25 protein-coding genes are annotated in these 26,931 nt (G+C 70.5%); 9 read left to right on the plus strand and 16 right to left on the minus strand.

All coding sequences use genetic code 11. From position 1 onward, the window contains the following. Window positions 1-49 precede the first annotated feature (49 nt). A complete protein-coding gene (locus ACIRD7_RS26665; RefSeq protein ID WP_403457555.1) occupies window positions 50-601 on the plus strand; it encodes a VanZ family protein in 552 nt (183 codons plus the stop codon). Between the two features lie 111 nt (window positions 602-712). After that, window positions 713-919: a PspC domain-containing protein gene (locus ACIRD7_RS26670; protein WP_403457557.1), complete on the plus strand. Its 207-nt coding sequence runs from the start codon at window positions 713-715 to the stop codon at window positions 917-919. A gap of 91 nt (window positions 920-1,010) precedes the next feature. On the opposite strand, the gene ACIRD7_RS26675 is transcribed toward ACIRD7_RS26670, so the two are convergent. Then, window positions 1,011-1,412: an ATP-binding protein gene (locus ACIRD7_RS26675; RefSeq protein WP_403457558.1), complete on the minus strand. Its 402-nt coding sequence runs from the start codon at window positions 1,410-1,412 to the stop codon at window positions 1,011-1,013. Between the two features lie 138 nt (window positions 1,413-1,550). Beyond that, entirely contained in the window at window positions 1,551-2,714 is a 1,164-nt protein-coding gene (locus tag ACIRD7_RS26680; protein WP_403457559.1) for an adenosine deaminase, read from the minus strand. A 134-nt stretch (window positions 2,715-2,848) separates the two neighbouring features. Here ACIRD7_RS26680 and ACIRD7_RS26685 point away from each other — a divergent pair, with 134 nt between their 5' ends. Then, window positions 2,849-3,610 (plus strand): alpha/beta hydrolase, encoded by a 762-nt coding sequence (locus ACIRD7_RS26685; RefSeq protein ID WP_403457561.1) that lies wholly within the window; start codon window positions 2,849-2,851, stop codon window positions 3,608-3,610. A gap of 23 nt (window positions 3,611-3,633) precedes the next feature. Here ACIRD7_RS26685 and ACIRD7_RS26690 read toward each other — a convergent pair whose 3' ends face one another. Next, entirely contained in the window at window positions 3,634-4,587 is a 954-nt protein-coding gene (locus ACIRD7_RS26690) for a LysR family transcriptional regulator (RefSeq protein ID WP_403457563.1), read from the minus strand. A 63-nt stretch (window positions 4,588-4,650) separates the two neighbouring features. On the opposite strand from ACIRD7_RS26690, the gene ACIRD7_RS26695 reads away from it, so the two are divergent. Together ACIRD7_RS26695 and ACIRD7_RS26700 are read left to right on the plus strand one after the other, a co-directional pair. Then, the gene (locus ACIRD7_RS26695) at window positions 4,651-5,922 is read left to right on the plus strand and encodes an MFS transporter (protein ID WP_403457565.1); all 1,272 of its coding nucleotides are present in this window, start codon (window positions 4,651-4,653) and stop codon (window positions 5,920-5,922) included. A gap of 192 nt (window positions 5,923-6,114) precedes the next feature. After that, a complete protein-coding gene (locus tag ACIRD7_RS26700; protein ID WP_403457566.1) occupies window positions 6,115-7,137 on the plus strand; it encodes a sigma-70 family RNA polymerase sigma factor in 1,023 nt (340 codons plus the stop codon). Here the strand turns inward: ACIRD7_RS26700 and ACIRD7_RS26705 are convergent. Then, window positions 7,021-7,407, minus strand: a complete 387-nt coding sequence (locus ACIRD7_RS26705) for an STAS domain-containing protein (RefSeq protein ID WP_403457567.1) — start codon at window positions 7,405-7,407, stop codon at window positions 7,021-7,023. The two genes, ACIRD7_RS26700 and ACIRD7_RS26705, sit on opposite strands and share 117 nt — an antisense overlap. Window positions 7,408-7,565: 158 nt before the next feature. On the opposite strand from ACIRD7_RS26705, the gene ACIRD7_RS26710 reads away from it, so the two are divergent. Continuing rightward, on the plus strand, window positions 7,566-8,486 hold the full coding sequence (locus ACIRD7_RS26710; RefSeq protein ID WP_403457570.1) for an AEC family transporter: 921 nt from the start codon (window positions 7,566-7,568) through the stop codon (window positions 8,484-8,486). Window positions 8,487-8,547: 61 nt separating this feature from the next. Here ACIRD7_RS26710 and ACIRD7_RS26715 read toward each other — a convergent pair whose 3' ends face one another. From ACIRD7_RS26715 to ACIRD7_RS26750, 8 genes are all read right to left on the minus strand, one after another. Continuing rightward, entirely contained in the window at window positions 8,548-9,825 is a 1,278-nt protein-coding gene (locus tag ACIRD7_RS26715; RefSeq protein WP_403458189.1) for a thymidine phosphorylase, read from the minus strand. A gap of 91 nt (window positions 9,826-9,916) precedes the next feature. Then, window positions 9,917-10,324, minus strand: a complete 408-nt coding sequence (locus tag ACIRD7_RS26720; RefSeq protein WP_403457571.1) for a cytidine deaminase — start codon at window positions 10,322-10,324, stop codon at window positions 9,917-9,919. Beyond that, window positions 10,321-11,598, minus strand: coding sequence for an ABC transporter permease (locus ACIRD7_RS26725; protein ID WP_403457573.1), 1,278 nt, complete (start codon window positions 11,596-11,598; stop codon window positions 10,321-10,323). Before ACIRD7_RS26725 ends, ACIRD7_RS26720 begins: the two co-directional genes overlap by 4 nt. Further along, entirely contained in the window at window positions 11,595-12,716 is a 1,122-nt protein-coding gene (locus ACIRD7_RS26730) for an ABC transporter permease (protein ID WP_403457574.1), read from the minus strand. Before ACIRD7_RS26730 ends, ACIRD7_RS26725 begins: the two co-directional genes overlap by 4 nt. Beyond that, on the minus strand, window positions 12,716-14,293 hold the full coding sequence (locus ACIRD7_RS26735; protein WP_403457575.1) for an ABC transporter ATP-binding protein: 1,578 nt from the start codon (window positions 14,291-14,293) through the stop codon (window positions 12,716-12,718). The genes ACIRD7_RS26730 and ACIRD7_RS26735 overlap by 1 nt, the downstream gene beginning before the upstream one ends. A gap of 211 nt (window positions 14,294-14,504) precedes the next feature. Next, entirely contained in the window at window positions 14,505-15,554 is a 1,050-nt protein-coding gene (locus ACIRD7_RS26740) for a BMP family protein (RefSeq protein ID WP_403457577.1), read from the minus strand. 283 nt (window positions 15,555-15,837) lie between these two features. Continuing rightward, the gene (locus ACIRD7_RS26745; protein ID WP_403457579.1) at window positions 15,838-16,890 is read right to left on the minus strand and encodes a BMP family protein; all 1,053 of its coding nucleotides are present in this window, start codon (window positions 16,888-16,890) and stop codon (window positions 15,838-15,840) included. A 421-nt stretch (window positions 16,891-17,311) separates the two neighbouring features. Next, window positions 17,312-18,532 carry a M20 family metallopeptidase gene (locus tag ACIRD7_RS26750; RefSeq protein ID WP_403457580.1) on the minus strand — a complete coding sequence of 407 codons (1,221 nt, stop codon included), beginning with the start codon at window positions 18,530-18,532 and terminating at the stop codon, window positions 17,312-17,314. 323 nt (window positions 18,533-18,855) lie between these two features. On the opposite strand from ACIRD7_RS26750, the gene ACIRD7_RS26755 reads away from it, so the two are divergent. After that, on the plus strand, window positions 18,856-19,557 hold the full coding sequence (locus tag ACIRD7_RS26755; protein WP_403457581.1) for a class I SAM-dependent DNA methyltransferase: 702 nt from the start codon (window positions 18,856-18,858) through the stop codon (window positions 19,555-19,557). On the opposite strand, the gene ACIRD7_RS26760 is transcribed toward ACIRD7_RS26755, so the two are convergent. The 4 genes from ACIRD7_RS26760 to ACIRD7_RS26775 form a co-directional block, all read right to left on the minus strand. Beyond that, entirely contained in the window at window positions 19,544-20,614 is a 1,071-nt protein-coding gene (locus tag ACIRD7_RS26760) for a hypothetical protein (RefSeq protein ID WP_403458191.1), read from the minus strand. The two genes, ACIRD7_RS26755 and ACIRD7_RS26760, sit on opposite strands and share 14 nt — an antisense overlap. Before the next feature lie 145 nt (window positions 20,615-20,759). Beyond that, entirely contained in the window at window positions 20,760-21,698 is a 939-nt protein-coding gene (locus tag ACIRD7_RS26765) for an N-acetylneuraminate synthase family protein (protein ID WP_403457582.1), read from the minus strand. A gap of 13 nt (window positions 21,699-21,711) precedes the next feature. Then, window positions 21,712-22,965 carry a cytidylyltransferase domain-containing protein gene (locus ACIRD7_RS26770; RefSeq protein ID WP_403457584.1) on the minus strand — a complete coding sequence of 418 codons (1,254 nt, stop codon included), beginning with the start codon at window positions 22,963-22,965 and terminating at the stop codon, window positions 21,712-21,714. 80 nt (window positions 22,966-23,045) lie between these two features. Next, window positions 23,046-24,359: a DUF6716 putative glycosyltransferase gene (locus ACIRD7_RS26775; protein WP_403457585.1), complete on the minus strand. Its 1,314-nt coding sequence runs from the start codon at window positions 24,357-24,359 to the stop codon at window positions 23,046-23,048. A gap of 198 nt (window positions 24,360-24,557) precedes the next feature. Here ACIRD7_RS26775 and ACIRD7_RS26780 point away from each other — a divergent pair, with 198 nt between their 5' ends. Together ACIRD7_RS26780 and ACIRD7_RS26785 are read left to right on the plus strand one after the other, a co-directional pair. Beyond that, window positions 24,558-25,538 carry a glycosyltransferase family 2 protein gene (locus ACIRD7_RS26780; protein WP_403457587.1) on the plus strand — a complete coding sequence of 327 codons (981 nt, stop codon included), beginning with the start codon at window positions 24,558-24,560 and terminating at the stop codon, window positions 25,536-25,538. Continuing rightward, the gene (locus ACIRD7_RS26785; protein ID WP_403457589.1) at window positions 25,538-26,896 is read left to right on the plus strand and encodes a polysialyltransferase family glycosyltransferase; all 1,359 of its coding nucleotides are present in this window, start codon (window positions 25,538-25,540) and stop codon (window positions 26,894-26,896) included. The genes ACIRD7_RS26780 and ACIRD7_RS26785 overlap by 1 nt, the downstream gene beginning before the upstream one ends. Window positions 26,897-26,931: the final 35 nt, after the last annotated feature.

The raw sequence follows: 26,931 nt of genomic DNA on the forward strand, positions 1-26,931 counted from the left end.
TGGCGCGCCGCCCGGAACCGATCCCGCCGGGGGGCGCGTCTAGGGGGGCGTGCAGCGTCAAGGCTCCATCGGCGGCAGCGCCGCGATCCGCATCCGTGCGACGGGAGGAATCCTCCTGCTCGCACACCTCGCGTTCGTCGCCTGGCTCACGCTGCGCCCCCTGGACGTCCCCTGGGTGACCCCGGCGAACCTGCAGCCGCTCGCCGGCATCAGAGCCGATCTCGCCCTCGGCTGGCAGGAGGCCGCCCGCCGTATCGCGGAGGGCCTCGCCCTGCTCGCGCCCCTCGGCGTCCTGATCCCGATGGCACACGGCAGGCTCACCGCCTCCCCGCTCGGCTCCCTGGTCCGCACGGTCGCCGCGGGCGCCCTGATCTCCCTGGGCATAGAGCTGCTGCAGACCGGTGTCCCCGGCCAGATCGTCGACGTCGACTCGCTGTTCCTGAACCCGCTCGGCGTGGCCCTCGCGCACGCGGCGGTCGTCCCGGCGGCCCGGTTCCACCTCCGCCGCAGGTCCGAGCGCGTGGGCCGGACCACCGCCCTTCAGGAGGAGCCGACTCAGGGTCGGACCCCGACGATTCCCAGGGTCGGGATAGCTCCGTAGAGTGACGCTTTGCCCGGTTCGTCTTCGTAGCGTGGATGTCAGATGAGGCACCCACTCGAAAGGCCCCGAAAGAGGGAGACCTTCGACCGACGCTCGCGAAGGAGCCGCACCATGACCGCGCTCGCCCGACCCACCAACGGCCGCATGATCGGCGGAGTGTGCGCCGCGCTGGCGCGTCGCTTCGGCACCTCCGCGACGACGATGCGCGTCATCTTCCTGGTTTCATGCCTGCTCCCGGGCCCGCAGTTCCTGCTCTACATAGCCCTGTGGATCCTGCTTCCCTCGGAGGACAAGGCGAAGGCCCGTACGGCCTGGTAGCCACCACCCACCGACGTCCGCGCGAACGCCGCTGGGGCGTACCCCCTGTCCAAGGGGTACGCCCCAGCGGTGCGTTCCGGATCAGGCGGGCTCAGGCGAGCGGCAGGCCGTTCACCGGCAGCCCCTGGGTGGGCAGCGCCGGGGCGGCGGGCAGGCCCTGCACCGGGAGCGTCTCGGTCGGGAGCCCCTGCACCGGCAGCCCGCCGAGCAGCTCGGCGACGACGGTGGTCGGCCCGCCGGCGACGGCCTGCGCGGCGGCCGGCTGCGCGGCGGACAGTCCGGTGGCGAGCGCCTCCTGCCCCTGGGCCAGCCCCTCGGTGGCACCCGGCGCCTGGGAGAGGTTCTCGGCGGGGAGCGTCCGGGTGACGGTGTCGAGCGCCGTGCCGGCGGCGTCCGGGGTGACCGGCGCGGCGTTCGCGGCGCCCGCGCCCGCGGCGGCGAAAGCGGCACCGAGAGCGGCGACACCGAGGGTCTTGGCAGCAGACTGCTTCATGAAATGCGTCCTCGAAAATTGGTTACGGGGATGTAAGCGGTCCACGACCGTAAACACGCCCCGCACCCCGCCGCAAACATCGAAATGAGGACGGATTGTGAATGGAGCCCGCATGCCTTGTGACCACAAGGCCCCAGGTCAGCCCTGCTCCTCCGGAGAACCGCTGGTAGACGCGGTCTGCCGGAACAACCACTCGGACTTGAGTTCGGCATATCCGGGCTTGATGACGTCATTGATCATCGCGAGCCGTTCATCGAAAGGAATGAACGATGATTTCATCGCATTGACGGAGAACCATTGCATGTCATCGAGCGTATAACCGAACGCGTCGACAAGGTGCTCGAATTCCCGGCTCATACTGGTGTGGGACATCAGCCGATTGTCGGTGTTCACGGTCGCCCGGAAGTGCAGCCGGCGCAGCAGCCCGATGGGGTGGTCGGCGTACGAGTCGGCGGCGCCCGTCTGGAGGTTGGAGCTCGGGCACAGCTCCAGCGGGATGCGCTTGTCGCGTACGTACGACGCGAGCCGCCCGAGCTTCACGGTGCCGTCGGCGTGCACCTGGATGTCGTCGATGATGCGCACCCCGTGCCCCAGCCGGTCGGCGCCGCACCACTGCAGGGCCTGCCAGATGGACGGCAGCCCGAAGGCCTCGCCGGCGTGGATGGTGAAGTGGTTGTTCTCCCGCTTGAGGTACTCGAAGGCGTCGAGGTGGCGGGTGGGCGGGTGGCCCGCCTCGGCGCCCGCGATGTCGAAGCCGACGACGCCGAGGTCGCGGTAGCGGTTGGCCAACTCGGCGATCTCCAGCGCGCGGGCGGCGTGCCGCATGGCGGTGAGCAGGGCGCCCACGCGGATGCGGTGACCGTTCTGCCGCGCGAGCCGCTCGCCCTCGCGGAAGCCCTCGTTCACGGCCTCGACGACCTCTTCGAGGCTGAGCCCGCCCTCCAGGTGCTGTTCGGGCGCGTAGCGCACCTCGGCGTAGACGACGCCGTCCTCGGCGAGGTCCTCGGCGCACTCGCGCGCGACCCGGACGAGGGCCTCGCGGGTCTGCATCACCGCGACGGTGTGGGAGAAGGTCTCCAGGTAGCGCTCCAGGGAGCCGGAGTCGGCGGCCTCACGGAACCACAGGCCGAGTTTGCCGGGGTCGGTCTCCGGGAGCTGGGCGTAGCCCGACTCGCGGGCGAGGTCGACGACGGTGCCGGGGCGGAGCCCGCCGTCGAGGTGATCGTGCAGCAGAACCTTCGGCGCCCGGCGGATCTGGTCCGAGCTCGGGGTGTTCGCCTTCTGGGCAGTCTCGCTCGTCATTTCCGCACTCTACAGCCTACGCGCGTAGATCACCCCCTGAACACCCGATTTCCCTGGTTGTACCGATCCGTCGATACGTAACGGTGATCCCAGGGACGGGTGGCGTACACCCATGCTTCTGACACTGTTCTGTCATGGCACACCAAGCGACGCCGGTTCGCAGGGTCCGGCTGGGCAGGGCGATCGGGCCCGAGCCGACGGCGGTGAGCGGAGTGGTACTCCTGCTCCCCGGCGGTGACGAGGTCTCACATCGCAAGCCGGCGCCGGTGCTGGCGACCTCCTACGTGCGGACACTGGGCCGCCGTCTGAGCCGGGCGGGACGCGAGGACGGCCTGGCCACGCATGTCGTCCGCTACCGCTTCCGCGGCTGGAACGGCCACGCGGCGGACCTCGCGAGCGACGCGCAGTGGGCGGCCGACGAGATCGTACGGCGCTACGGTGACGTCCCCGTGTGCCTGGTCGGCTTCGACATGGGTGCCCGCGCGGCCCTGCACGCCGGCGGTCACGAGGCCGTCAACTCCGTGCTGGCGATCGCCCCTTGGCTGCCGGAGGAGGACGCGGCGGCCACACCCGAACCGGTGAAACAACTCGCGGGGCGGCGCGTGCTGTTCGTGCACGGCACGAACGACGAGCGGACCGACCCCGAGCTGTCGTTCCGGCTGGCCGAGCGGGCGAAGAAGGCGAACCGGGAGGTGTGCCGGTTCGAAGTGCACTCCGACCGGCACGGGTTGCACCAGCACCGCGGTGAAGTCCTCGCGCTGGCGGAGGACTTCGTCATGGGCGCGCTGTTCGGCAAGGCCTTCTCCCGGCCGGTGGCCGACGCGTTCGCGGCTCCGCCGCCGCTGGGGCTGCGGATGCCGCTGGCGGCGGGGTTCGGGAAGTCGCTGCGGCGGTAGCGGGCCGGGCCGTCCGCCGGTCGTCAGTTCGGCAGCAGGTTGCCCCTCCGCGACAACAGGAACCTCTTGAACGCCGCCACCGGAGGCGTGTCCGGGCGGTCCGCCAGCCAGGCCACGCCGATCTCACGGGCGGCTCTGGGGGCCGTCACCGTCAGTTCCACCACTCCCGGGCGGGGCACGGCCGGCGGCGGCAGGAGGGCGACGCCCAGGCCCGCCGCCACCAAGCCCCGCAGCGTCTCCGCCTCCTCGCCCTCGAAGGCGATGCGCGGCTTGAAGCCCGCCTCCTTGCACAGGTCGTCGGTGATCCGGCGCATGCCGTACCCGGGCTCCAGGGTCACGAAGATCTCGTCGGCCGCCTCCGCCAGCCGGATGCGCCTGCGCGAGGCCAGCCGATGGTCGGCGGGGACGACGAGGCGGAGCTTCTGCTCGTCCAGGCGGCGGGCCACCAGGTCGGGGGCGTCCGGCACGGGGGACGTCAGGCACAGGTCGAGCTCGCCGGCCCGCAGCCGCTCGATCATCGCCTCGCCGTAGTTCTGGACGAGGCTGAAGCGGATGCGCGGGTGGTCCTCGCGGAAGGCGTGCAGCAGGCCGGGTACCGTCTCGGCGCCCATGGTGTGCAGAAAGCCGAAGGCGACCTTGCCGGTGGCCGGGTCGGCGTCGGCGCGGACCTCCTCGGCGGCCCGCTCGATCTCGGCGAGGGCGCGTTCGACGGAGCCTAGGAAGGTGCGCCCTGCCGGGGTCAGGGAGACCGTGCGGCCGTGGCGGGCGAACAGGTCGACGCCCAGGTCCTGTTCGAGGCGGGCCATGGCACGCGAGAGCGTGGACTGCGGCACCCGCATCTCCTGGGCGGCACGGGTGACGTGCTCGGTCCGGGCGACGCCGGCGAAGTAGGCGAGGCGCGGCGCCAGCAACATCACCATGTCTTCTGTGTCACTGGACGGTGACAGTCGATCCTGTGACCTCTGTTGATGCACCATGGGAACGATTATCGCGATTCCATGCATTGGACGGATCAGCGAGGCCGTACGTAACTTCGAGGCATGTCTCCCGCCAGTACCGGGGCGTCCACCACGGTGGCCGCCACACCCGCAGTCCCCGTCGTCGACTCCCGTATGGCCCCGGGCGGCCCCGGCTACCGCCGGATGAGCTTCGCCCTCTTCCTCGCCGGTGTCGCGACCTTCGCGCTCCTGTACTCCACGCAGGCCCTGCTGCCGCTGATCTCGGGCGACTTCGGCGTGACGGCGAGCGACGCGAGCTGGACGGTGGCGGCGGCGACGGGCGGTCTGGCGCTGTTCGTCCTGCCCATGAGCGCGCTGTCGGAGCGGTTCGGACGCCGTGCGGTCATGACGGCGTCGCTCGCGGTCGCGGTGGGCGTCGGACTCCTGGTCCCCTTCGCGCCGAACCTGACCGCCCTGGTCGTGCTCCGGGCGGTCCAGGGCGCCGCGCTGGCCGGTCTCCCGGCGTCGGCGACGGCGTATCTGGCCGAGGAGGTCCGCCCGAAGGCGCTGGTCACGGCGATCGGCCTGTTCGTCGCGGGCAACAGCGTCGGCGGGATGAGCGGCCGGGTCATCACCGGCTGGGTCGCGCAGGAGTGGGGCTGGCGGGTCGCGGTCGGCGTGATCGGCGCGATCGCGATGGCCTGCGCGGTGGCGTTCCGCCTCCTGCTCCCGGCACCGCGCCACTTCAAGCCCGGCTCGCTGCGCCCGCGCGTCCTGGCCCGCACGGTCCGCGACCACCTCTCCAACCCGCTGCTGTGCCGGCTGTACGCGATCGGCGCGCTGTTCATGACGGTGTTCGGCGGCGTGTACACGGTGATCGGCTACCGCCTGACGGAGGCCCCGTTCGGCCTCCCCCAGGGCATCATCGGGTCGATCTTCCTGGTCTACCTGGTCGGCACCGTCTCGGCGTCGACGGCGGGGCGCCTGGTGGGCCGCCTGGGCCGGCGCGGCGCCCTGTACGCGGCGGGCGCGACCACGGCGACCGGCCTGCTGCTGTCGCTGGCGGACTCGCTCCCCATGGTCCTGCTCGGCCTGGTCCTGATCACCGGCGGCTTCTTCGCGGGCCACGCGGCGGCGTCCTCGGCGGTCAGCAAGACGGCCACCCACGGCCGCGCCCAGGCCGCGGCGCTGTACCAGTCGGCCTACTACGTCGGCTCCAGCGCGGGCAGCACCCTCGGCGCGATCGCCTTCCACGCCGGCGGCTGGGCCGGCACGGTCGGGGTCGGCCTGCTGGCGGTGCTCGGCGTGGTGACGATCACCGTCCTCGGAACGCGTGCGGCTCGGGCTGCTCAGCAGCGGCTCGCGACGGCCTGAGCCGCACGTCCCGTTTCCCCTCCCCGGATTTCCCCCCGACCGGGGTCGGCCGGTCGGGGGGATCGGCTTTTTGCACGCCTCTCACCTGCGTGTTCGTCTGCTCCGGGGGCCGTTGTCAGTGGGCTGCGGTAGCTTCCGAAGTGTTGGCGCGACGAGGCGCCGACGGGATACGGCCACAGGGGTGGGTGGACGATGAGCGACGGCACGGCGACTACGACAACGGACCTCGACGTCAGGCTGGAGAAACATCGCGTCGAACTGACCGGGTACTGCTACCGCATGCTCGGCTCGTCCTTCGAGGCCGAGGACGCGGTGCAGGACACGATGGTGCGCGCCTGGCGGAGTTACGACAAGTTCGAGGGACGCTCCAGTCTCCGGTCGTGGCTGTACCGCATCGCGACCAACGTGTGCCTGGACATGCTGACGGCGGGCAACAAGCGGGCCAGGCCCATGGACCTGACGGAGTCGACGCCGCTGGCCCAGGCGGCGCTCTCGCCCCGTCCCGACAACACCTGGCTGGAGCCGATGCCGGACAGCCGGGTGCTGCCCACCACCGAGGACCCGGCGGAGGCGGCGGTCGCCAAGGAGTCGGTGCGGCTCGCCTTCATGGCGGCCCTCCAGCAACTGCCGCCCAAACAGCGGGCGGTACTGATCCTGCGCGAGGTGCTGGCCTGGAAGGCGAACGAGGTCGCCGAGCTGCTCGGCACCACGGTCGCGTCGGTCAACAGCGCCCTCCAGCGGGCCCGCGCGACCCTCGCCGAGCAGCAGCAGCAGCCGGGAGCCGAGGCCGCCGTCTCCGACCCGCTGGACGACGAGCAGCAAAAGCTCCTGGACCGCTATGTCGCGGCCTTCGAAGGCTATGACATGACGGCGCTGACGGCCCTGCTGCACGAGGACGCCATCATGACGATGCCGCCGTTCGACCTGTGGCTGACGGGCCACGACGACATCGCCGGCTTCATGACGACGCTGGGCTCCGCCTGCGAGGGCTCCCGGCTGGTGCCGGTCCAGGTGAACGGCCTGCCGGGCTTCGCCCAGTACAAGCCGGACCCCGAGGCGGGCGGATACACCCCGTGGGCGGTGCAGGTCCTGGAGATCTCAGACGGCCGGCTCACCGGGTTCCACTTCTTCCTCGACACCAAGCGCTGGTTCCCGCTGTTCGGGCTCCCCCTCCACCTCGAAGCGGAGACCGACCAGGTCGAGGAGGGCGTGTAGCGCGGGGTCGGGGTCGCGCAGCCGGATCCGGCCCCCGGCCCTCCGTGCGGCGAGCTGGAGCCGCGCCAGCAGGTCCACGACACCCAGTCCCGGCGGTCCCAGCCCACCCACGTCGCACACCACGACTCTCGCCCCGCCGGCCTCCAGCCGGGCCCGTACGTCGTCGCACAGCCCCGTCACCTCGTCCCGGGTGACGGGGCCGGCCAGCACGAGTACAGCGGGTGTCATGGCGTCCACGATCGGTAGACCGGGCGGGAAGCGATAACTCATCGCGGCCGGAGTTCTCCCGCTACTGGCGCCTCGAGGCGTGTCCGCCGACCGAGATCACATTGACCCGGTCCCCTCCCGCCCATGAGGGTTTGCTGTATGCCCCACCTATCGTCTCGCCCCCGAATACCCTGCGGCCCGCGCCCCGCCAAGGAGGTTCCGTGCAAGGGGTGTTGACGGGATTCGCGGTGATCGCGGTCGTCATCGCCGTGGGGTATGTGATCGGCCGGCGCGGTTACCTCGGCGACCAGGGCCGCGAGGTCCTCACCAAGCTGGCCTTCCATGTGGCTTCTCCGGCCCTGCTGTTCACGACGCTCGCGCAGACCGACCTCTCGGTGATCTTCTCCAGCCGCCTCCTGGTGACGGCACTGAGCACGGCCGCGGCGGCCGGGGTCTTCGTCGCGGTGGGTGCCGTACGGCGCTGGGGCGTGGGCCGGACCACGATCGGCGCCCTGTGCTCCAGCTACGTCAACTCCGGCAACCTCGGCATCCCGATCGCCGTGTACGTCCTGGGCGACGCCTCGCTCGTGGCGCCGGTCCTGCTGTTCCAGCTCGTCGGGGTCACCCCCGTCGCCCTGACGATCCTCGACCTGTCCGGGGAGGGCGAGAAGGGGTCGATGTGGCGCCGCCTGCTGACGCCGTTGCGCAATCCGATCGCGGTCGGCTCATTGGCGGGTGTGGCCGTGTCGGCGACGGGGTTGCGGATCCCTGCCCCCGTCCTGGACCCGCTGTCCCTGATCGGCGGCATGTCGGTACCGGCGGTGCTGCTGGCCTTCGGCATCTCCCTGTGCGGCAGCACCATGCCGGGCCGGGGGCCGGACCGACATCCGGTGTTCCTCTCGGTCGCGCTGAAGTCGGTGGGACAGCCGGCGGTGGCGTGGGCACTGGCGGCAGGCGTCTTCGGCCTACGGGGCGCTCCGCTGCTGGACGTGGTGGTGACGTCGGCGCTGCCGGCCGCGCAGAACCTGTACACGTACGCGTCGAGTTACCGGGTGGGTGAGCGGTTGGCGCGGGACTCGATCCTGCTGTCGACGGTGTTGTCGGTGCCGGTGCTGGTGGTCGTCGCCGCGCTGCTCGGCTGACCCCGGCAAAACACGGCGGGCCGGGACCCGAAGGCCCCGGCCCGCCGCACGCTCACCCGGCTCAGGCGATACGTTCCAGCACCACCGGCGACGCCGTGAAGTCGGTCCCCGCTGCCGCGATGTCGTAGGAACCCTCCACCGACTGGAGCGCGTACTCGAAGCGCTCCGGGGTGTCCGTGTGCAGGGTCAGCAGGGGCTGGCCCTCGGTCACCGTGTCGCCGGGCTTGGCGTGCAGTTCCACGCCCGCGCCCGCCTGCACCGGGTCCTCCTTGCGGGCGCGCCCCGCACCGAGGCGCCAGGCGGCCACGCCGATGTCGTAGGCGTCGAGGCGGGTCAGGACACCGGACGAGGCGGCCTTGATCACGTGCTGCTCGCGCGCCACCGGCAGCTCCGCGTCCGGGTCGCCGCCCTGCGCCGCGATCATGCGCCGCCAGACGTCCATCGCCGAGCCGTCCGCGAGGGCCTTGGCCGGGTCGGCGTCCTTCACTCCGGCCGCGTCCAGCATCTCGCGGGCCAGGGCGATCGTCAGCTCGACCACATCGGCCGGGCCGCCGCCGGCCAGGACCTCCACCGACTCGCGGACCTCCAGCGCGTTGCCCGCCGTCAGGCCCAGCGGGGTCGACATGTCCGTCAGCAGCGCCACCGTCTTCACGCCGTGGTCCGTGCCGAGGCCCACCATCGTGGACGCCAGCTCCCGCGCGTCCTCGATCGTCTTCATGAAGGCGCCCGTGCCGACCTTCACGTCGAGCACCAGCGAGCCGGTGCCCTCCGCGATCTTCTTCGACATGATCGAGGAGGCGATGAGCGGGATCGCCTCGACGGTGCCGGTCACGTCCCGCAGCGCGTACAGCTTCTTGTCCGCGGGGGCCAGCCCGTCGCCGGCCGCGCAGATCACCGCGCCCGTGGTGTCGAGGACGTGCAGCATCTCCTCGTTCGACAGCAGCGCGCGCCAGCCGGGAATCGACTCCAGCTTGTCCAGCGTGCCGCCCGTGTGACCGAGGCCCCGGCCCGACAGCTGGGGCACGGCCGCGCCGCAGGCGGCGACGAGCGGGGCCAGCGGCAGGGTGATCTTGTCGCCGACGCCGCCCGTGGAGTGCTTGTCGGCCGTCGGGCGGGACAGGGACGAGAAGTCCATGCGCTCGCCGGAGGCGATCATCGCGGCGGTCCAGCGGGCGATCTCCCCGCGGTTCATGCCGTTGAGCAGGATGGCCATGGCGAGCGCGGACATCTGCTCGTCGGCGACCTCCCCGCGGGTGTACGCGTCGATGACCCAGTCGATCTGCTCGTCGCTGAGCTCACCGCGGTCCCGCTTGGTGCGGATGACGGAGATGGCGTCCATGGCCATGGCTTGGCTTCCTTCCGAGGGTTCCAGAAGTGGTACGGCCCCTCCGAACCGGTCGCGTGAGCGACTCGGAGGGGCCGTACGGGAATTACTTGCGCAGGTGCCCGGGCCCGAAGGCCTGCGGCAGCATCTCCGACAGCGGCAGGATGCCCGCCGGGGTCTCCAGCAGCAGCTCCGGGCCGCCGAACTCGAAGAGCAGCTGACGGCAGCGGCCGCACGGCACGAGGACCTCGCCCTTGCCGTCCACGCACGTGAAGTGCGTCAGCCGGCCACCGCCCGTGTTCTGCAGCTCCGAGACCAGCCCGCACTCGGCGCACAGGGCGAGTCCGTAGGAGGCGTTCTCGACGTTGCAGCCGGTGACCGTGCGGCCGTCGTCGACGAGGGCCGCGACACCGACCGGGAAGCCGGAGTACGGGGCGTAGGCACGGGACATGGCGTCCAGGGCCGCGGCGCGCAGCTTGTCCCAGTCGACGTCGGGGGAGACGGCCGGGCTCACTTGCCCTGTCCCTTCTTGTACGGCAGGCCGTCCGCCTTCGGCATCCGCAGGCGTTGCGCGGACAGCGTGAGGACGACGAGCGTGACGACGTACGGCGTGGCGGAGACGACCTGGTTGGGCACCTCGTTGGTGGTGGCGTACCAGGTGTAGACCAGGGCGCCGACCACGGCGGTGATCATCGACGGGGCGTACTTCTTGCGGACCACGAGCCAGATGGCGCCGATGATCAGCAGGAGGGCGCCGAGCAGCAGCAGGGCGTGGACGTTGGTGGAGCCGCCGCGCAGGTTGAGGCTGTCGGTGTAGCCGAACAGCCCGGCGCCGAGGGCGAGTCCGCCCGGCATCCAGTTACCGAAGATCATCGCGGCGAGACCGATGTAACCGCGGCCGCTGACCTGGCCCTCCAGGTAGAAGGGGTTGGCCACGATGGACAGGAAGACACCGCCGAGACCGGCCAGACCGCCGGAGATGATCACGGCGATGTACTTGTACTTGTAGACGTTGACGCCGAGCGACTCGGCGGCGACCGGGTTCTCACCGCAGGAGCGCAGCCGCAGACCGAAGGCGGTGCGCCACAGGATGTACCAGGTGCCGGGGATCAGCGCGATGGCGATCACGGTCAGCCAGGAGACGTTGGTGACCAGTCCGCCGAGCAGGCCGGCGATGTCGGAGATGAAGAACCAGCCGTTGTTGTTCAGGTCCCTGAGCCCGTCGGACAGGCCGGGCACCGTGAAGTGGCCGAGGGAGTCGACCGCCGGGGACTGCTTGGCGGAGCCGCCCGCGTGGCCCTCGAAGGCGAGGGGCGCGAGGTAGCGGGTGATGCCGAGGGCGAGGATGTTGATCGCCACACCGGAGACGATGTGGTTGACCCGGAAGGTGACGGTGGCGATGGCGTGCAGGATGCCGCCGATGCAGCCGCCGAGGATGCCGACGACGACACCGGTCCACGGGCCCCACTGGAAGCCGGCCCAGGCGCCGAACCAGGTGCCGAGGATCATCATGCCCTCGAGGCCGATGTTGACGACGCCCGCCCGCTCGGCCCACAGACCGCCGAGGCCGGCGAGGCCGATCGGCACGGCGAGCTGGAGCGCGGTGGACATCTGGCTGACGTTGGTGATGCCGTCGGCGCCGGTGATGATGCGGACGATCGAGGTCAGCGCCAGGGCTCCGGCGATGACCAGCAGCAGGACCTGCCACGACAGGCGGCGGCCGGTCGGCGCCGCGGGCTGCAGCGTGGGCTGGTTGACGTCGACCGCTGAGGTCTGCGGGGTGGTCATCGGCCGGCCACCTCCTTCTTGTTGTTGTCGGCGCCGAGGACGTGACCGGCGGCCAGTTCGGCGCCGACCCGGCGCTGCTGGCGGCGCAGGCCCCACTCGCGGACGGCCTCGTAGGAGACGACGACCGAGAGCACGATCAGGCCCTGCATGATGACCGCGATCTCCTTGTCGTAGCCGTGGAAGTCCAGCTCGGGCGATGCCTTGTCGAGCCAGGCCCACAGCAGGGCGGCGAACGCGATGCCGACGGGGCTGTTGCGGCCGAGCAGGGCGATGCCGATGCCGAGGAAGCCGATGCCGGTGGGGAAGTTCAGGCTGTAGGTGTGGGTGTCGCCGAGCAGGATCGGCAGACCGGCCATGCCCGCGATGCCGCCGGAGATCAGCATGGCGGTGAGCACCATGCGCTTGGGGTCGACACCGCTGGCCGCGGCGGCGGTCTCCGAGGCGCCGGAGGCGCGCAGGTCGAAGCCGAAGCGGGTGCGGTTGAGGACGACCCAGTAGGCGATGCCGAGCAGTACGGCGAGGAAGACCAGGCCGTAGATCTCGCCGGCGTCGCCCATGTTGATGCCGGGGACCCAGCCGGACTCGTGCATCTCGCCGGTGGTGTTGTTGTTGCCGACCTTGACGCCGAAGACGTCCGGCAGCCACAGGTAGGCGATGACGGAGGTCGCGATGGCGTTCAGCATGATCGTCGCGACGACCTCGCTGACGCCGCGGGTGACCTTGAGGACACCGGCGATGCCGGACCAGAAGGCGCCGGTGCAGACGGCGGTGAGGATCAGCAGCGGGACCTGGAGGGCGGCCGGCAGGTTCGCGTGGGCGCCGACGACGGCGGCCATCATGGCGGCGAGCTGGTACTGGCCGTCGACTCCGATGTTGAACAGGTTCATCCGGAAGCCGATGGCCACCGCCAGAGCCGCGATGTAGTACAGCGAGGCCTGGTTGATGATCAGCACCTGGATGTCGGAGAAGCCGAGCTGCTCGAACATCAGGGCGTACGGCTCGACCGGGCTCTTGCCCGAGGCGAGCAGCACGATCGCGCTGAGCACGAAGGCCACGGCGAGCGCGATGACCGGTCCGGCCACCGCGAGGAGCACACGCTCCTTGTCGAACTTCTTCATCAGCGGGCCTCGTCTTCGCCGGACTCGGGGGACTTGCTCAGGTCGGGAGTCTCGGGGGTCGTCTCGTCGTGCTCCAGGTGCCCGGTCGCGGCACCGGTCATCGCCGAGCCCAGTTCCTCCGGGGTGACGGTGGCCGGGTCGGCGTCCGCGACCAGCTTGCCGTTGTAGATCACGCGGAGGGTGTCGGACAGGCCGATCAGCTCGTCCAGGTCGGCGGAGATCAGCAGCACGGCCAGGCCCTCGCGGCGGGCCTCGCGGATGTGGTCCCAGATCGCGGCCTGCGCGCCGACGTCCACACCGCGGGTGGGGTGGGCGGCGATCAGGAAGCGCGGCTTGTGGCTCATCTCGCGGCCGACGATCAGCTTCTGCTGGTTGCCGCCGGACAGGGAGGCGGCGGTGACGTCGATGCCGGGCGTGCGGACGTCGTACGCCTCGACGATGCGGCGGGTGTCGTCCTGGGCGGCCTTGGGGTCCAGCCAGACGCCCTTGGCGTTGGGCTTCTCGGTGACATGGCCGAGGATGCGGTTCTCCCAGAGGGGGGCCTCCAGGAGCAGGCCGTGCCGGTGGCGGTCCTCGGGGATGTAGCCGATGCCCTGCTCGCGGCGCCTGCGGGTGGTCCAGCCGGTGATCTCCTCGTCGATCAGGCTGATCGTGCCGGAGTCGGCGGGCTTGAGGCCGATGAGCGCGTCGACCAGCTCGGTCTGGCCGTTGCCCTCGACGCCGGCGATGCCCAGGATCTCGCCCGCGTGGATGGTGAAGGTGATGTCGTCCAGCAGGGCCTTGCCGCCCACCGCCTCCAGGCGCAGCTTGTCGACGGTGATGACCGGGCGGTCGGTGACCGTGGACTCGGCCGTCTCCGGCGTCGGCAGCTGGCTGCCCACCATCATCTCGGCGAGCTGGCGCGAGGTGGTCTCGGCGGGCACGGCCGTGCCGACGGTCGTACCGCGGCGGATGACGGTGATCTCGTCTGCGACGGAGAGCACCTCGCCGAGCTTGTGGGAGATGAAGATGACCGACAGGCCCTCGGCCTTCAGCTCGCGCAGGTTGTCGAAGAGCGCCTCCACCTCCTGCGGCACCAGGACGGCCGTCGGCTCGTCGAGGATCAGCGTGGTGGCACCGCGGTAGAGGACCTTGAGGATCTCCACGCGCTGGCGGGCGGCGACACCGAGCTCCTCGACGAGGCGGTCGGGCTCCACGCCGAGGCCGTAGCGCTCGGAGATCTCCTTGATCTTGCGGCGGGCCTTGGCGCCGATGCCGTAGAGCTTCTCGCTGCCGAGCACGACGTTCTCGAGGACGGTGAGGTTGTCCGCGAGCATGAAGTGCTGGTGCACCATGCCGATGCCGCGCACGATCGCGTCGGCCGGCGAGGAGAAGGTGACCTGCTGGCCGTCGACGGCGATGGTGCCCTCGTCCGGCTTCTGCATGCCGTAGAGGATCTTCATCAGGGTGGACTTGCCGGCGCCGTTCTCGCCGACCAGGGCGTGGACGGTGCCCTTGCGGACGGTGAGGTGGATGTCGTGGTTGGCCACGACGCCCGGAAAACGCTTGGTGATCCCGGCGAGCTCGACGGCGGTCACCTGACCGTTGACCGCCGCGCCGGCCGGAGGGCTGCTGGACGCGTTGATGGCGCACTCTCCTGGGGACGGGGGTCGTCTACGCGCGTAGCGCCCCTATGGCCTGAAAGGGGGCCGACGCACCGCGACAACGGGGTACGGAAGAGGAATCCTCCCCGTACCCCGTCGCGCGGACGTAACCCCGGGGTTACCGCTGCTCAGGGTGTTGCTGAACTCAGCTGGTCTTGACCTTGATCTCGCCGCTGATGATCTTCTCCTTGGCCGTCTTGATGGCTTCCTGGACCTCGGCGTTGTCCGCGAACTTCGGGTTGGAGTTCGACAGGCCCACCTCGCCGGTCTTCAGATCGCCACGAACGATACCGGTCTCGGGCTTGCCGTCCTCGACCGACTTCGCCAGGTTGTAGACCGCCTTGGCGACGTCCTTCATCGCCGAGGTCAGGATGGAGTCCTTGTACTTGGCAAGGGCTTCCTGGTTGTACTGGTCGGAGTCGACACCAATGGCCCACACCTTGTTGGCGGCGGCGGCCTCGATGACGCCCTGACCGGACAGACCGGCGGCGGCGTAGACGACGTCGGCCTTCTTCTCGATCTGACCCTCGGCGGCCGACTTGCCCTTGTCCGGGCTGGCGAAGCCACCCTCCTCCGCGGTCTGCGTGAGGTACTGGGTGAGGACCTTGGCCTGCGGGTTGGTGTCCTTGACGCCCTGCTCGAAGCCGGCCTGGAACTTGTGGATCAGCGGGATGTCCACGCCGCCCACGAAGCCGACCGTGTTCGTCTTGGTGGTCTTGGCCGCGGCGACGCCGGCCAGGTACGAGGCCTCCTCCTCGGAGAAGACCAGGTCGGTGACGTTCTTCGCCTCGACGGTGGAGTCGTCGACGATGCCGAAGGTGGTGTCCGGGAACTTCTCCGCGGCACCCTTGACGGCGGTCGCGTACGCGTAGCCGACACCGATGACCGGGTTGTAGCCCTGCTTGGCCAGCGACACCAGTCGCTGCTCCTTGTCGGCGTCCGTCTCGCCCTCGGTCGGCTCGACGTCCTGCGTGTCGTACCCGAACTCCTTCTTCGCCTGCTCCAGGCCCGCGTACGCCGCGTCGTTGAAGGACTGGTCGCCCTTGCCGCCGACGTCGTACGCGATGGCGAGGCCCTTGTCTCCGTCCTTCGACTCCGACGAGGCCGAGGTCGAGGTGCCGCCGCAGGCGGAGAGCGCGAGGGCCAGAGAGGCGGTCGCTGCGCCTGCGACCGTGATCCGGGAAATCCGGCGCATGTGTGGTGACTCCTGTCGGTACAAGCGCCGGACGGTACAGCTCGGTACAGCTTCACAGCAACGGCGCTGGCTTTCGCCGCAGAGTAACGCGCGTAGACCTCCCAGGAAACCCCTTCTGTACACCTTGTTATCCCCCCGTGGCCAACTCCACTCGCGGCCTTGACCAAGGCCTTGCCGACAGCAAACTGAGAACAGTGCCGGGTGATCCACGCCGACCTGGGAAAAGCCGAGCGGGCGGGCATCCCGCCGGATGCCCGCCCGCTCTGCGTGAGTACGACCGCTGCTACTCGGTCTTGACCTTGATGGAGCCGTCGATGATGCCTTCCTTGGCCTTCGCCACCGCGTCGGACAGACCCGCGATCTTGGCGAACTCCGGGTTCGACTCGGACAGGCCCACACCGTTGACCTTGAGGTCGAAGGTCTGGACGCCGGTCAGCGGCTTGCCGTCCTCGACGGACTTGGCCAGCGTGTAGACCGCGCCGCCGACGTCCTTGAGGGCGGAGGTCAGGATGGAGTTCTTGTAGTTGGCGAGCGCCGCCTGCTTGTACTGGTCGGAGTCGACACCGATCGCCCAGACCTTGGCCTTCGAGGCGGCCTCGATCACGCCCTGGCCGGACAGACCGGCGGCCGCGTACTCGACGTCGGAGCCCTTCTCGATCTGGCCCTCGGCGGCGGCCTTGCCCTTGTCGGGGCTGGAGAAGCCGCCCTCCTCCGCGGTCTGCGTCAGGTACTGCGACAGGACCTTGACCTTGGGGTTGGTGTCCTGGACGCCCTGCTTGTAACCGGCCTCGAACTTGTGGATCAGCGGCACGTCCACGCCACCGACGAAGCCGACGATGTTGGTCTTGGTGGCCTTGGCCGCGGCGACGCCGGCCAGGTAGGAGGCCTCCTGCTCGGCGAAGACGAGGGAGGCGACGTTCTCGCCCTCGACCACGGAGTCGACGATGCCGAAGGTGGTCTTCGGGTACTTCTTGGCCACGGCCTCCATCGCGGGGCCGTAGGCGAAGCCGACGCCGATCACCGGGTTGTAGCCCTGCTTGGCGAGGGAGGACAGCCGCTGTTCCTTGTCGGCGTCCGTCTCGCCCTCGGTGGGCTCGATGTCGGCGGTCTTGTAGTTGAACTCCTTCGCGGCCTTCTGCAGACCGGCGTACGCGGCGTCGTTGAAGGACTGGTCGCCCTTGCCGCCGATGTCGTACGCGATGGCGAGACCCTTGGTGTCACCGCCGCCGTCGCTGCCGCTGTCGCTGTCGCTGCTGGTACCACCGCACGCCGTGGCGGCGAGCGCGATCGACGCGACCCCCACCGCGACACGGGTCAGTTTGGATGTCCGACGCATCGTGAAGTCCCCATTCTCCAAGCCCCGCAGTGGGTGCTGAGTTCGGCGCACATTAACGCGCGTAGACACTCCTGGGAACGGGGTTTCGCCCGGCCGTTATCCATTCGTGCCGATGGCCGGTTACGCCCTTGTGAACCATCGGATCGAAAGGCACGCATGGGGCACAGGCACCGGCACCGGAGGTGCCTTCGCCGCGATGGTGCTCGGGACCGCCCGCCATGGGGCCAGACTCCCCCCGCCGTGTGCCGACCGCAACCGGAACACCCGCGGGCGTGACCGGTCGCGACGAGACCGGGGCCGCCGCGCGGGGGCACCCGGTGCGGCGCTCCGCCCAGGTCGCGTCCGCAAAGTCCCGTCGTCCGCCCGCAGGGCGGCTCCGCGGCGTCTGGTGCGTGCAGGCGGGACTCCCCGGACAGCACACCTAGGCCGTGGCGTCGAGCAGCGCGGCCGCCGTGAACAGTTCCACGCCCACCGTGATCGCGGACTCGTCCACGTCGAAGTCACCCTGATGCAGGTCGCGCCCCACCCGGTCCCCCGGCGTGCGCACCCCGAGCCGGGCCATCGCGCCGGGGACGTGCTCCAGGTACCAGGAGAAGTCCTCGCCGCCGAGGCTCTGCTCGGTGCCCTCGACGGAGTCGGGACCCCGGCGCGCGGTCATCGCCTCGCGCAGCAGCTCGGTCGAGACCGGGTCGTTGACCACGGGCGGGACCCCGCGGATGTAGTTGATCTCCGACTTGGCGCGATGGAGGTTGGCCACCTCGTCGATCGCGGCGACGACGAGGTCCGGCGCCTGCCGCCAGGTGTCGAGGTCCAGGCAGCGCACGGTCCCGGAGAGCTCGGCGTGCTGCGGGATGACGTTGGGGGCGTGGCCGGACTCGATCCGGCCCCACGTCACGGACAGGCCGCTGCGGGCGTCGGTGCGCCGGGCGACGACCGCGGGCACGTCGGTGACGACCCGGGCGGCGGCGGTGACGAGGTCGGTCGTCAGATGCGGGCGGGCGGTGTGTCCGCCGGGCCCGTCCAGGGCGATTTCCAGCCGGTCGCAGGCGGAGGTGATGGCCCCCTGCCGCAGGCCGATCCGCCCGGCGTCCACCTTCGGGTCGCAGTGCAGGGCGAGGATCCGCCCCACTCCCTCGAGCACCCCGCACTCGACGACGTCGGCGCCACCGCCGGGGAGGACCTCCTCGGCGGGCTGGAAGACCAGGCGCACGGGGCGGGGCAGCCGGCCCTGCCGGTGCAGCTCGGCGAGCACCAGCCCGGCGCCCAGCACCACGGTCGTGTGCACGTCGTGTCCGCACGCGTGGGCCCGGTCGGGCACCGTCGAGCGATACGGGCAGTCACTCTTCGTGTCCGGGATGGGCAGGGCGTCGATGTCGGCGCGCAGGGCGAGGATGGGCCGTCCGCCGTCCGGCTTCCCGATGTCACAGACGAGCCCGGTTCCGATGGCGAGCACGCGGGGCTTCAGGCCGGCCTTCTCCAGCCGGGCCTTGATCGCGGCGGTGGTACGGAACTCCTGGTTGCCGAGCTCGGGGTGCATGTGCAAGTCGCGCCGGAACTCGACGAGTTCGGCACGGAGCGCTTCCGGCAGGGCGCCGGGAAGGACGCCTTCCCCGGGTTGATCGGCTTCGGACTCTGCGGACATCAGTCGGTTCACCCTCTGAAGGGTAGGACGCCGAGGTGGCCAACTGACCCTCGATCAACAAAAGTTCAACCCGTTTGGGGAAGAAAATCTGGCCGCCCGACGCGTAGGTATCGGTTTGGGTGGGTAAACTCGCCCGGCTTTCCGTCGAGTCGATCATGGAATCGAGCTCGATCGCGGTTCGACGGAGAGTGACGATGCCAGCCATCCACACTCCACGGATACCACGCCTGGAACAGAACCGTCGGTTGTGTTCACCTGTCGGGATCGCACACCCCCGGTGAACTCCCGGACGCCCGTCCGCCGGCCGCACTAGGGTGCGCCCCGTGACCGCCCAGAACTTCCAGCCCCCCACGATCGCCGAGTGCGCCGGTTTCCTGGAGTCCACCCGGGCCTCGTACGACGCCATCGCCCCCGCCTACACCGACCGCTTCTCCGACTGGCGGGCCGACAGCGCTCCCCTGGACCGCTCCCTCGTCGATGCCTTCGCCGAGCTGGCCCGCGAGCACGCCCCGGCCCCCGTGGCCGACCTCGGCAGCGGCCCCGGCTCCGTCACCGCACACCTCGACGCCCTCGGCACCCCGGTCTTCGGTGTCGACCTCTCGCCGCGCATGGTGAACCTGGCCCGCCGCGCGCACCCCGGACTCCGGTTCCACGTGGGCTCGATGACCTCACTGGACCTGCCGGACGAGACGCTGGGCGGGATTCTCGCGCTGTACTCGATCATCCATGTCCCGGACGACCACCTGCCCGCGACGTTCGCCGAGTTCCGGCGCGTCCTGCGGCCCGGCGCCCCGGTCCTGCTGGCGTTCCAGTCCGGCGACAAGGAGGACCGGCTGCACCTGTCCGAGCGCTTCGGGCAGGAGATCGCGCTGGACTACCACTGGCGGACGCCGGACACCGTCATCGGACATCTGGGCGATGCGGGGTTGCGGCTGTGCGCCCGGATCGTGCGGGAGCCGGACGGCGAGGAGAAGCGCCCGCGCGCGTTCCTCCTCGCCGAGAAGCCCCGGGTCACACAGCGCTGACCGCGGAGAGCCGGTGCACGTCCCGGGCCGTTCCGGTGACGCCCGACAGGAAGCCCTGGGCCCGCGGCGAGGCGTTCTGCGTCAGCCAGGCGGGGTCGATGTCGCAGACCGCGACGCGGACCTCCGTGCCGGTCAGGGCGAGCGGCAGGGTGTGGACGACGGTCGAGGGGAAGCTCAGGATCGTCCGGCCGATCGGGCCGCGGCGGGCGATCAGCTCCAGGGGGAGGTCGGGGCGGACGATCTCCAGGCCCGTCTCCGCCGCCAGCCGGTGCAGCTTCTCCGCGCTCTCGCGGCGGTGCGCGAAGTAGCGGGTCGTGCCGTGCGCCTTGGCCAGGGAGCGGACGGCCTCCAGATAGCGTTCGCCGTCGACCACGCCGGTCTCGACGAGGGACGTGCCGACCATGTCCGCGCCCTTGGTGATGCGGGGCGGCCCGAACCGGTCGCGGGTCCAGGCGAAGGTGTTGGCGGTGACCGTGACGCCGTCCGGGGTCTCCTCCATGGGCATGGACGAGAAGATCTCGACCCTCCGGCGCTCGCTCGGCGTCAGACGCTTGCGGGCCGCGGACGACACGGGCGCGAAGACCAGGTCCCGCGGGCCGGGGCGGCCGCCCTTGCGGTGCCAGCGGACCAGGCGCTCGCCGCGGGCCAGCTGGGCGACGAACTCCATGGTCGCCGTGCCGTCGTCGACGACGACGAGTTCGCGGGCCTTGGTAATGGTCAGCAGCAGCTGGACGTAGCGGGAGAAGGGGTCGCCGAGGACCACGCGGTCCGCCCGGCGCAGCAGGCCGGCCAGGCCCCCGATGGTCTGGAAGGGCGCCGCGGCGCCGCCGCGCGCCTCCTCCCAGCGGATCTCGTGCCCGTCCTCGCGCGCCAGCTCGGCCATCCGGCGCAGCTGGCCCCGGGTCATCGGGTCGTTCGGCGCCAGCACGACGAGCGTGAGTCCCGCGCCGACGGCGTGCTCGCGGACGTGCGCCCACTCCAGCACGTTCAAGAGCTGTACCGGGCTCTCGACGAAGGCGAGAGTGGGGGAGCCGGTGTTCCCGGCGCTGGGGCTCATCGACGTACGACCTACCCGTCGTAAGGCGCTCATGGGGCGCTCGTATTCAGCTCGTGGTGGAGGGAGCTCGAAGGGGCGCCGAGTCCGAGCGCCCGCGGACGGGGCACTCGGACTCGGTGCACTACTGGAACTCGGTGCGTTCGGGTCAGACCTGAACCGGCTCGCCGGCCGCGGCGGCGATCTCCGCCTCGGCGACGACGCCCGTGACGCGGCGCAGCTTCTTCATCGGGCCGAGCTCGGAGTCGTAGACCTTCTTGACACCGTCACCGAGGGAGGACTCGATGGTGCGGATGTCGCGGACGAGGCGGACGAGGCCCTGCGGCTCGACCGACGCGGCCTGGTCCGAACCCCACATGGCGCGGTCCAGGGTGATGTGACGCTCGACGAAGGTCGCCCCGAGCGCGACCGCGGCGAGGGTGGTCTGCAGGCCCGTCTCGTGGCCGGAGTAGCCGATCGGGACGTTCGGGAACTCCTTCTCCAGCGTGTTGATCACGCGGAGGTTGAGCTCCTCGGCCTTCGCGGGGTACGTCGACGTGGCGTGGCACATCAGGATGTTGTCCGAGCCGAGGACCTCGACCGCGTGGCGGATCTGGCGCGGCGTCGACATGCCGGTGGAGAGGATCACGGCGCGGCCGGTGCCGCGCAGCGCCTTCAGCAGCTCGTCGTCGGTGAGGGACGCGGACGCGACCTTGTGGGCCGGGACGTCGAACTTCTCCAGGAAGGCGACGGCCTCGGTGTCCCACGGGGAGGCGAACCAGTCGATCCCCTTCTCCTTGCAGTACTCGTCGATCTGGCGGTACTCGTCCTCACCGAACTCCACGCGGTGGCGGTAGTCGATGTAGGTCATCCGGCCCCAGGGGGTGTCGCGCTCGATGTCCCACTGGTCGCGCGGGGTGCAGATCTCGGGGGTGCGCTTCTGGAACTTGACGGCGTCACAGCCGGCCTCGGCGGCGACGTCGATGAGCTTGAAGGCGTTCTCCAGCTCACCGTTGTGGTTGATGCCGATCTCGCCGCAGATGTAGACGGGCTTGCCGGGGCCGACCTCGCGGGCGCCGAAGTTGCGGAGGCGGGAGTAGGTGCTCATGGCTGAGATGTCCTTACTTGGTGAGGGAGTCGAGAGAGGGGCCGAGGATCCAGCTGGCGATCTCTCGGATCGCGCCGTCACCGCCGGGTACGGAGGTGACCGCGCGTGCGGCGCCGCGCACGACGTCGTGGGCGCTCGCGACCGCCACGGGCCAGCCCACGAGGGCGAAGCACGGGAGGTCGTTGACGTCGTTGCCGACGTAGAGCACGCGCTCAGGCGCGATGCCCTGCTCCTCGCACCACTGCTTGAGGGCGAGGTCCTTGCGGTCGATGCCGTGCAGCACGGGAATCTGCAGCTTCCGTGCGCGGGCGGCGACGACCGGGTTCTGCTCCGTGGAGAGGATCAGCATCTTCAGGCCGCTCCGGCGGAGGGCCGCGATGCCGAGGCCGTCTCCGCGGTGCACGGAGACGAACTCCTTTCCATCGGCATCGATCAGCACCCGGTCGTCGGTCTGGGTGCCGTCGAAGTCCAGTACGACCGCGTCGATGTCGTCCGTGGTCGGGAGGGCGCCGGGACGGTCCGCGTCGAACAGCGGCGCCAGCGCGCGGGCGCGGGCCAGGTCGTGCGGATCGTCGATCTCCAGCACCCGGGCGGGGTCGGTGCGCACGAGTTCGGTGCGGCCGAAGAAGCGGTGCTTGTGCTCGCGGAAGCCGCTCGCGTCCATCGCGTAGGCGGCGCCGGTCTCCAGGAAGTCCTGGGGGCGGTCCTGGCGGCGCGGGCGGAAGGACTTGTCGTGGTTGACGCCGTAGCCGCCGCCGGCGGCCGCGCGCTCGGTCCCGGCGGGCTCGTCGTCGCCGTGGCGCCACACGAAGCCGTGGAAGGGCGCGACGGTCAGGGCCGTGTCGGCGCCGTTCGCCACGATCGCCTTGACGACCCCGTCGAGGTCCTCGCGGATGATGAACGGGCTGGTGCACTGCACGAGCAGGACCACGTCCACCGGCGCGCCGTGCTGCGCCTCGTGGGCGTCCATGGCGTGCAGCACGGCCGCCTCGGAAGTGGCGGTGTCACCGGCGATGGCGGCGGGGCGCAGCACGACCTCGGCGCCGGCCTGCCGGGCGGCGGCCGCGATGCCCTGGTCGTCGGTGGAGACGACGACGTCGGTCACCAGCCGGCTGGCCCGGCACTCGCGCACCGCGCGGGCCACGAGCGGTACGCCGCCGACGGGCATCAGGTTCTTCGCGGGCACGCCCTTGGAGCCGCCGCGCGCGGGGATCACGGCGAGCACGCGGCGTGCTGAAGCGCCTTGGCCTGCTTCCGAGTTGGACATGGGCATTACTCCTTGGGCTCCTGGCAGAGGCTTCGGGGCGCGTCCCGGCGCCCCGGTCGCCGGATCGGTCGTCGGGTCGCTCACAGCTCCCCCATCCGCCGGATGACGGGAGCCACGCGCTGCACGCCGTGGCGGTAGGCGCCGCGTGCGGCACGGCGCACTATCTGGCGGACCGGGCCGGGCTCCTTGTCATGGGCGGGGGCGCCGGGCAGCGGGCTGCCGTCCGGGCCGAGGTGGTGGCGGGCGAGGATGCCGGGCAGATAGCCGGGCGCGGTGGCCGGCGTGTAGTACGGCGTGAGGGCGGGCATCCCGCCGGGCCGCGCGAGCAGCTTGGCGATGCGCTCGCGGGCCGGGTCGAAGGCGGTGGCGTACGAGCCGTCGGCGCAGACGCCCTGCCGGGACACCCACTCCTCGTCGGGCACCGGCCGGTGTCCCTCGTCGAGCTGGTCCCAGGAGGCGAGGCAGCCGGAGCCCACGAAGTGGTGGTTGCCGAGCACCTCGCGCACACCGAGGTCGCTGAGGACGACGGTGGGGATACGGCGGTGCAGTGACTCCAGCGCCGCCGTGGAGCTGATGGTGACCATCAGGTCCGTGCGGTTGAGGACCTCGCCCATGTTGCCGTACACCAGCTTGAAGTTGGCCGGCGGTTCGAGCCGCTGGACCAGCTTCTGGTACGGCAGCTCCTCGATGTGCGTGGTGTGCTCGCCCGGCTTGGAGCGCAGCTTGAGCAGCACCTCGCGCTCGGGGTGCTTGCGGGCGTGCTGGATCAGACGGTTCAGCAGGTAGACACGGTCCCGGCGGTTGTCCGGCACCGAGGGCTGGGCCGCGAAGACGACCGTGTACGGGTCGTGTTCACCGGTGTAGGGCTCCCCGCCGAGGAAGGGCAGCGCGACCTCGGTCACCGAGGAGGCGTCGGCGCCGACCCCTTCGTACACCGCGCGGAAACGCTCGGCGTCCTGGCGGGAGTTGGCGAGGACGAGGTCCGCGCCGTGCCGCAGCAGCAGGCCGTCGGCGAGCTTCTCGTAGACGACGCCGACATAGCCGGTGACGACGACGGGCCGCTCGGTCTCCCCCTCCCACACCCGCTTCAGGCCGTGCAGGATGGCCTGCACCCCGCCGCCGACGAGCGCGAGGACGAGCACGTCGTACGACTCCTGCGCCATGGTGCGCAGGAACTCGACGGCGGACACCTCACGCAGGGAGTCGGCGTGCACGCCGACTTCCTGGAGCTGACGGGCTGTCGGGGTGGCCCGGCCACGCAGGAGGTAACCGTCCAGACGGATGTCCGAATCCTCCGGAGCGATACGGTTCGCGGTGAGCGCGCCCCATTTCCACCGGGTGTCGGAATCCGCGAGTACGGCCACTCGCCGGGTCTTCGTCACACTTGCTGGCACGTCGACGACGCTAGGAAGCGATTTCAAGGTTCCGCCCAACCAGAATGCAACAAACGGTTAACAGCACATCGACTAACGACGAATCGAGGGCAGAAGTCGTTGAAAAGAAGCCTGGTTCACCGCATCGCCACGTCTCGTTCACCTGACATCAAGCTGCGAGTAAAGACGGATGCCGGACCGACCCCTAACGTCCCTCAGGTGGTCAAGCTCTCCGTCATCGTGCCGTTCTACAACGTGCAGCAATACGCGCCAGACACCCTGAAGAGCCTGCGTGCGAACACACGTGGGGACTTCGAGTTCATCCTCGTCGACGACTGCTCGACGGACGGGACACCGGACATCCTCGCGCGCGCGGAGCGCGAGCTGCCGGGCGCCGTGCTCGTCAGACACGAGCAGAACGGAGGACTGGCCACCGCGCGGAACACCGGAATCGAGAAGGCGCGCGGCGAGTACCTGACGTTCCTGGACGGCGACGACTGGCTCGCCCCCGACTACCTCCCGCAGCTCCTGTCCGCCATCGAGGACTTGGGCTGCGACTTCGTCCGCACGGACCATGTGCAGTCCACCGGGCGGGCGCGCAGCATCCACCGCGTGCCGCACGGCCGGCGCTGGACGGTGATGAACCCGCGCGACGCGATCCTGCCCGCCGACCGCTCCACGTCCGTGGACTACGCCTACGCCTGGGCCGGGATCTACCACCGCCGCCTGGTCGACCGCGGAATCCTGCAGTTCACCCACGGGCTGCGCACCGCCGAGGACCGGCCGTGGATCTGGAAACTGCACCGGGAGGCGGAATCATTCGCCGCGGTGGGACTGCTCGGTGTCTACTATCGGCGCGGCGTGGCGTCCTCACTCACCCAGATCGGTGATGTTCGACAGCTCGATTTCATTCGCGCGTTCGACCAGGTAATCGAGGAAACGGCGCGTGACCCGCAGGCAGATAAACTGCTTCCGAAAGCCGTGCGCACCTATTGCGCGATCATGGCTCATCATCTCGGACAAATCGAGAGGTTCGAACCCGCCGTGGCTCGAAAACTGCGCTCGATGAGCGCCGCCGCTCTGAAAAGAATGCCGCAGGACGTGCTCGCGGACGTCATGGACTCGATGGACGCGCAGCGCGCGGCCCGGCTGCGGCGGGTGCGCCGCAGGGCGGTCGGGGCCCGGACGGTGGCCGCCTGATGCCTCGCACCACCCAGATCTTCTGCGCCTCGACGCTGTACGGCGCCGCGACCCTGGCCGCCGCGCTGGACGCCGGGATGTTCGAACCGGCCGACCGCCGACTGCTGCTGATCACCAACAACGCGGTCAACCCCGAGATCACCCCGTCCGTCGACGCGATGCCGGGCTTCGCCCAACTGCGCGGGCGCTTCGACGAGGTGCTGTCCTGGAACGAGACCATCTCGCCGTTCCACCCCAGCGGCTGGTCCCCGCGCGAGAACGACATCCCCATGTGGGAGCGGTACGTCCGGCTGCTGTGGAACCTCGGCGACGACGAGATCCAGCTGGCCGTCGAGTCCGTCCAGGTCAACCCGGCCCTCGCGCTGTGCCAGTTGTTCACCGGCGCTCCCGTCGACGTCTACGCGGACGGCCTCATAAGCTATGGCCCCACGCGCGACAAGATCGACCCGCTGGTCGGCACCCGTGTCGGCCGCCTGCTGCACCTCGATCTCGTCCCGGGCCTCACCCCGCTGCTGCTCACCGAGTTCGACGTGCCGTCCGAACTCGTGCCGTCCGAGGTGTTCCTGAAGGTGCTCGGTGAACTCACCGAGGCCGAGACCTCGCTCGCCGCGCTCTCCGGCGACGCCCAGCCGGCGCTGCTGCTCGGCCAGTACCTCTCCGCGCTCGGCATCCTCACCGACGCCGAGGAGGAGGACCTGCACCTGGAGATGGTGCGCGGCGCCGTCGCGCTCGGCCATCGCAAGCTCGTCTTCAAGCCGCACCCCGTCGCACCGGCCCGCTGGTCGAAGCTCCTGGAGGACGAGGCGACCCGGCTGGGCGCCGCGCTCACCCTGCTGGACCGGCCCATGCTCGCCGAGGTGGCCTTCCAGCGGCTGCGCCCCGCGCTGGTCGTCGGCTGCTTCTCGACCGGGCTGTTCACCGCCGCCGGGCTGTACGGCCTGCCGGTCGCGCGGGTCGGCACCGACACCGTGCTGGCGCGGCTCACGCCGTACCAGAACAGCAACCGCGTGCCGCTGACCATCGTCGACGCGCTGCTGCCGGACATCGCCGACGCGGCCGCGGTGAGCGGCTGGACGATGCCCGCGCGCGAGCGGGTCGAGGAACTGGCCGCGCTCCTGAAGGCGGTCGGCTTCGCGATGCAGCCGAAGATCTACCCGGGGCTGCGCGGCGCGGCCGAGGCCTACCTCTCCAAGCACCTGAACCCGCACACCTGGCGCTACTTCAAGCGCAAGCGCCTGACCTCGCTGGCCCTGCCCGGGGCCGTGCCGGCCCAGCTCTCCTTCATTCCGCGCAACGCGACCGTGCGCCGCCTGGCGCGCCGGGCGCGGGCGCTGAAGCAGGTGGCCGGCCGAAAGTAACCAAGAAGGGGTGGTCGTTCATCCGTGTGACATCT

The organism is Streptomyces sp. NPDC093568 (genome assembly GCF_044764945.1).
In the GTDB taxonomy this organism is placed as follows: Bacteria; Actinomycetota; Actinomycetes; order Streptomycetales; family Streptomycetaceae; genus Streptomyces.

Bases quoted from the DNA above. Each gene is read 5' to 3' on its own strand.
- ACIRD7_RS26745 (WP_403457579.1), bottom strand. From the start codon at position 16,890: ATGCGTCGGACATCCAAACTGACCCGTGTCGCGGTGGGGGTCGCGTCG.
- ACIRD7_RS26765 (WP_403457582.1), bottom strand. From the start codon at position 21,698: ATGAGCACCTACTCCCGCCTCCGCAACTTCGGCGCCCGCGAGGTCGGC.
- ACIRD7_RS26685 (WP_403457561.1), top strand. From the start codon at position 2,849: ATGGCACACCAAGCGACGCCGGTTCGCAGGGTCCGGCTGGGCAGGGCG.
- ACIRD7_RS26700 (WP_403457566.1), top strand. From the start codon at position 6,115: ATGAGCGACGGCACGGCGACTACGACAACGGACCTCGACGTCAGGCTG.
- ACIRD7_RS26725 (WP_403457573.1), bottom strand. From the start codon at position 11,598: ATGACCACCCCGCAGACCTCAGCGGTCGACGTCAACCAGCCCACGCTG.
- ACIRD7_RS26785 (WP_403457589.1), top strand. From the start codon at position 25,538: ATGCCTCGCACCACCCAGATCTTCTGCGCCTCGACGCTGTACGGCGCC.
- ACIRD7_RS26690 (WP_403457563.1), bottom strand. From the start codon at position 4,587: ATGGTGCATCAACAGAGGTCACAGGATCGACTGTCACCGTCCAGTGAC.
- ACIRD7_RS26670 (WP_403457557.1), top strand. From the start codon at position 713: ATGACCGCGCTCGCCCGACCCACCAACGGCCGCATGATCGGCGGAGTG.
- ACIRD7_RS26770 (WP_403457584.1), bottom strand. From the start codon at position 22,965: ATGTCCAACTCGGAAGCAGGCCAAGGCGCTTCAGCACGCCGCGTGCTC.
- ACIRD7_RS26750 (WP_403457580.1), bottom strand. From the start codon at position 18,532: ATGTCCGCAGAGTCCGAAGCCGATCAACCCGGGGAAGGCGTCCTTCCC.
- ACIRD7_RS26695 (WP_403457565.1), top strand. From the start codon at position 4,651: ATGTCTCCCGCCAGTACCGGGGCGTCCACCACGGTGGCCGCCACACCC.
- ACIRD7_RS26675 (WP_403457558.1), bottom strand. From the start codon at position 1,412: ATGAAGCAGTCTGCTGCCAAGACCCTCGGTGTCGCCGCTCTCGGTGCC.
- ACIRD7_RS26730 (WP_403457574.1), bottom strand. From the start codon at position 12,716: ATGAAGAAGTTCGACAAGGAGCGTGTGCTCCTCGCGGTGGCCGGACCG.
- ACIRD7_RS26740 (WP_403457577.1), bottom strand. From the start codon at position 15,554: ATGCGCCGGATTTCCCGGATCACGGTCGCAGGCGCAGCGACCGCCTCT.
- ACIRD7_RS26705 (WP_403457567.1), bottom strand. From the start codon at position 7,407: ATGAGTTATCGCTTCCCGCCCGGTCTACCGATCGTGGACGCCATGACA.
- ACIRD7_RS26680 (WP_403457559.1), bottom strand. From the start codon at position 2,714: ATGACGAGCGAGACTGCCCAGAAGGCGAACACCCCGAGCTCGGACCAG.
- ACIRD7_RS26760 (WP_403458191.1), bottom strand. From the start codon at position 20,614: ATGAGCCCCAGCGCCGGGAACACCGGCTCCCCCACTCTCGCCTTCGTC.
- ACIRD7_RS26715 (WP_403458189.1), bottom strand. From the start codon at position 9,825: ATGGACGCCATCTCCGTCATCCGCACCAAGCGGGACCGCGGTGAGCTC.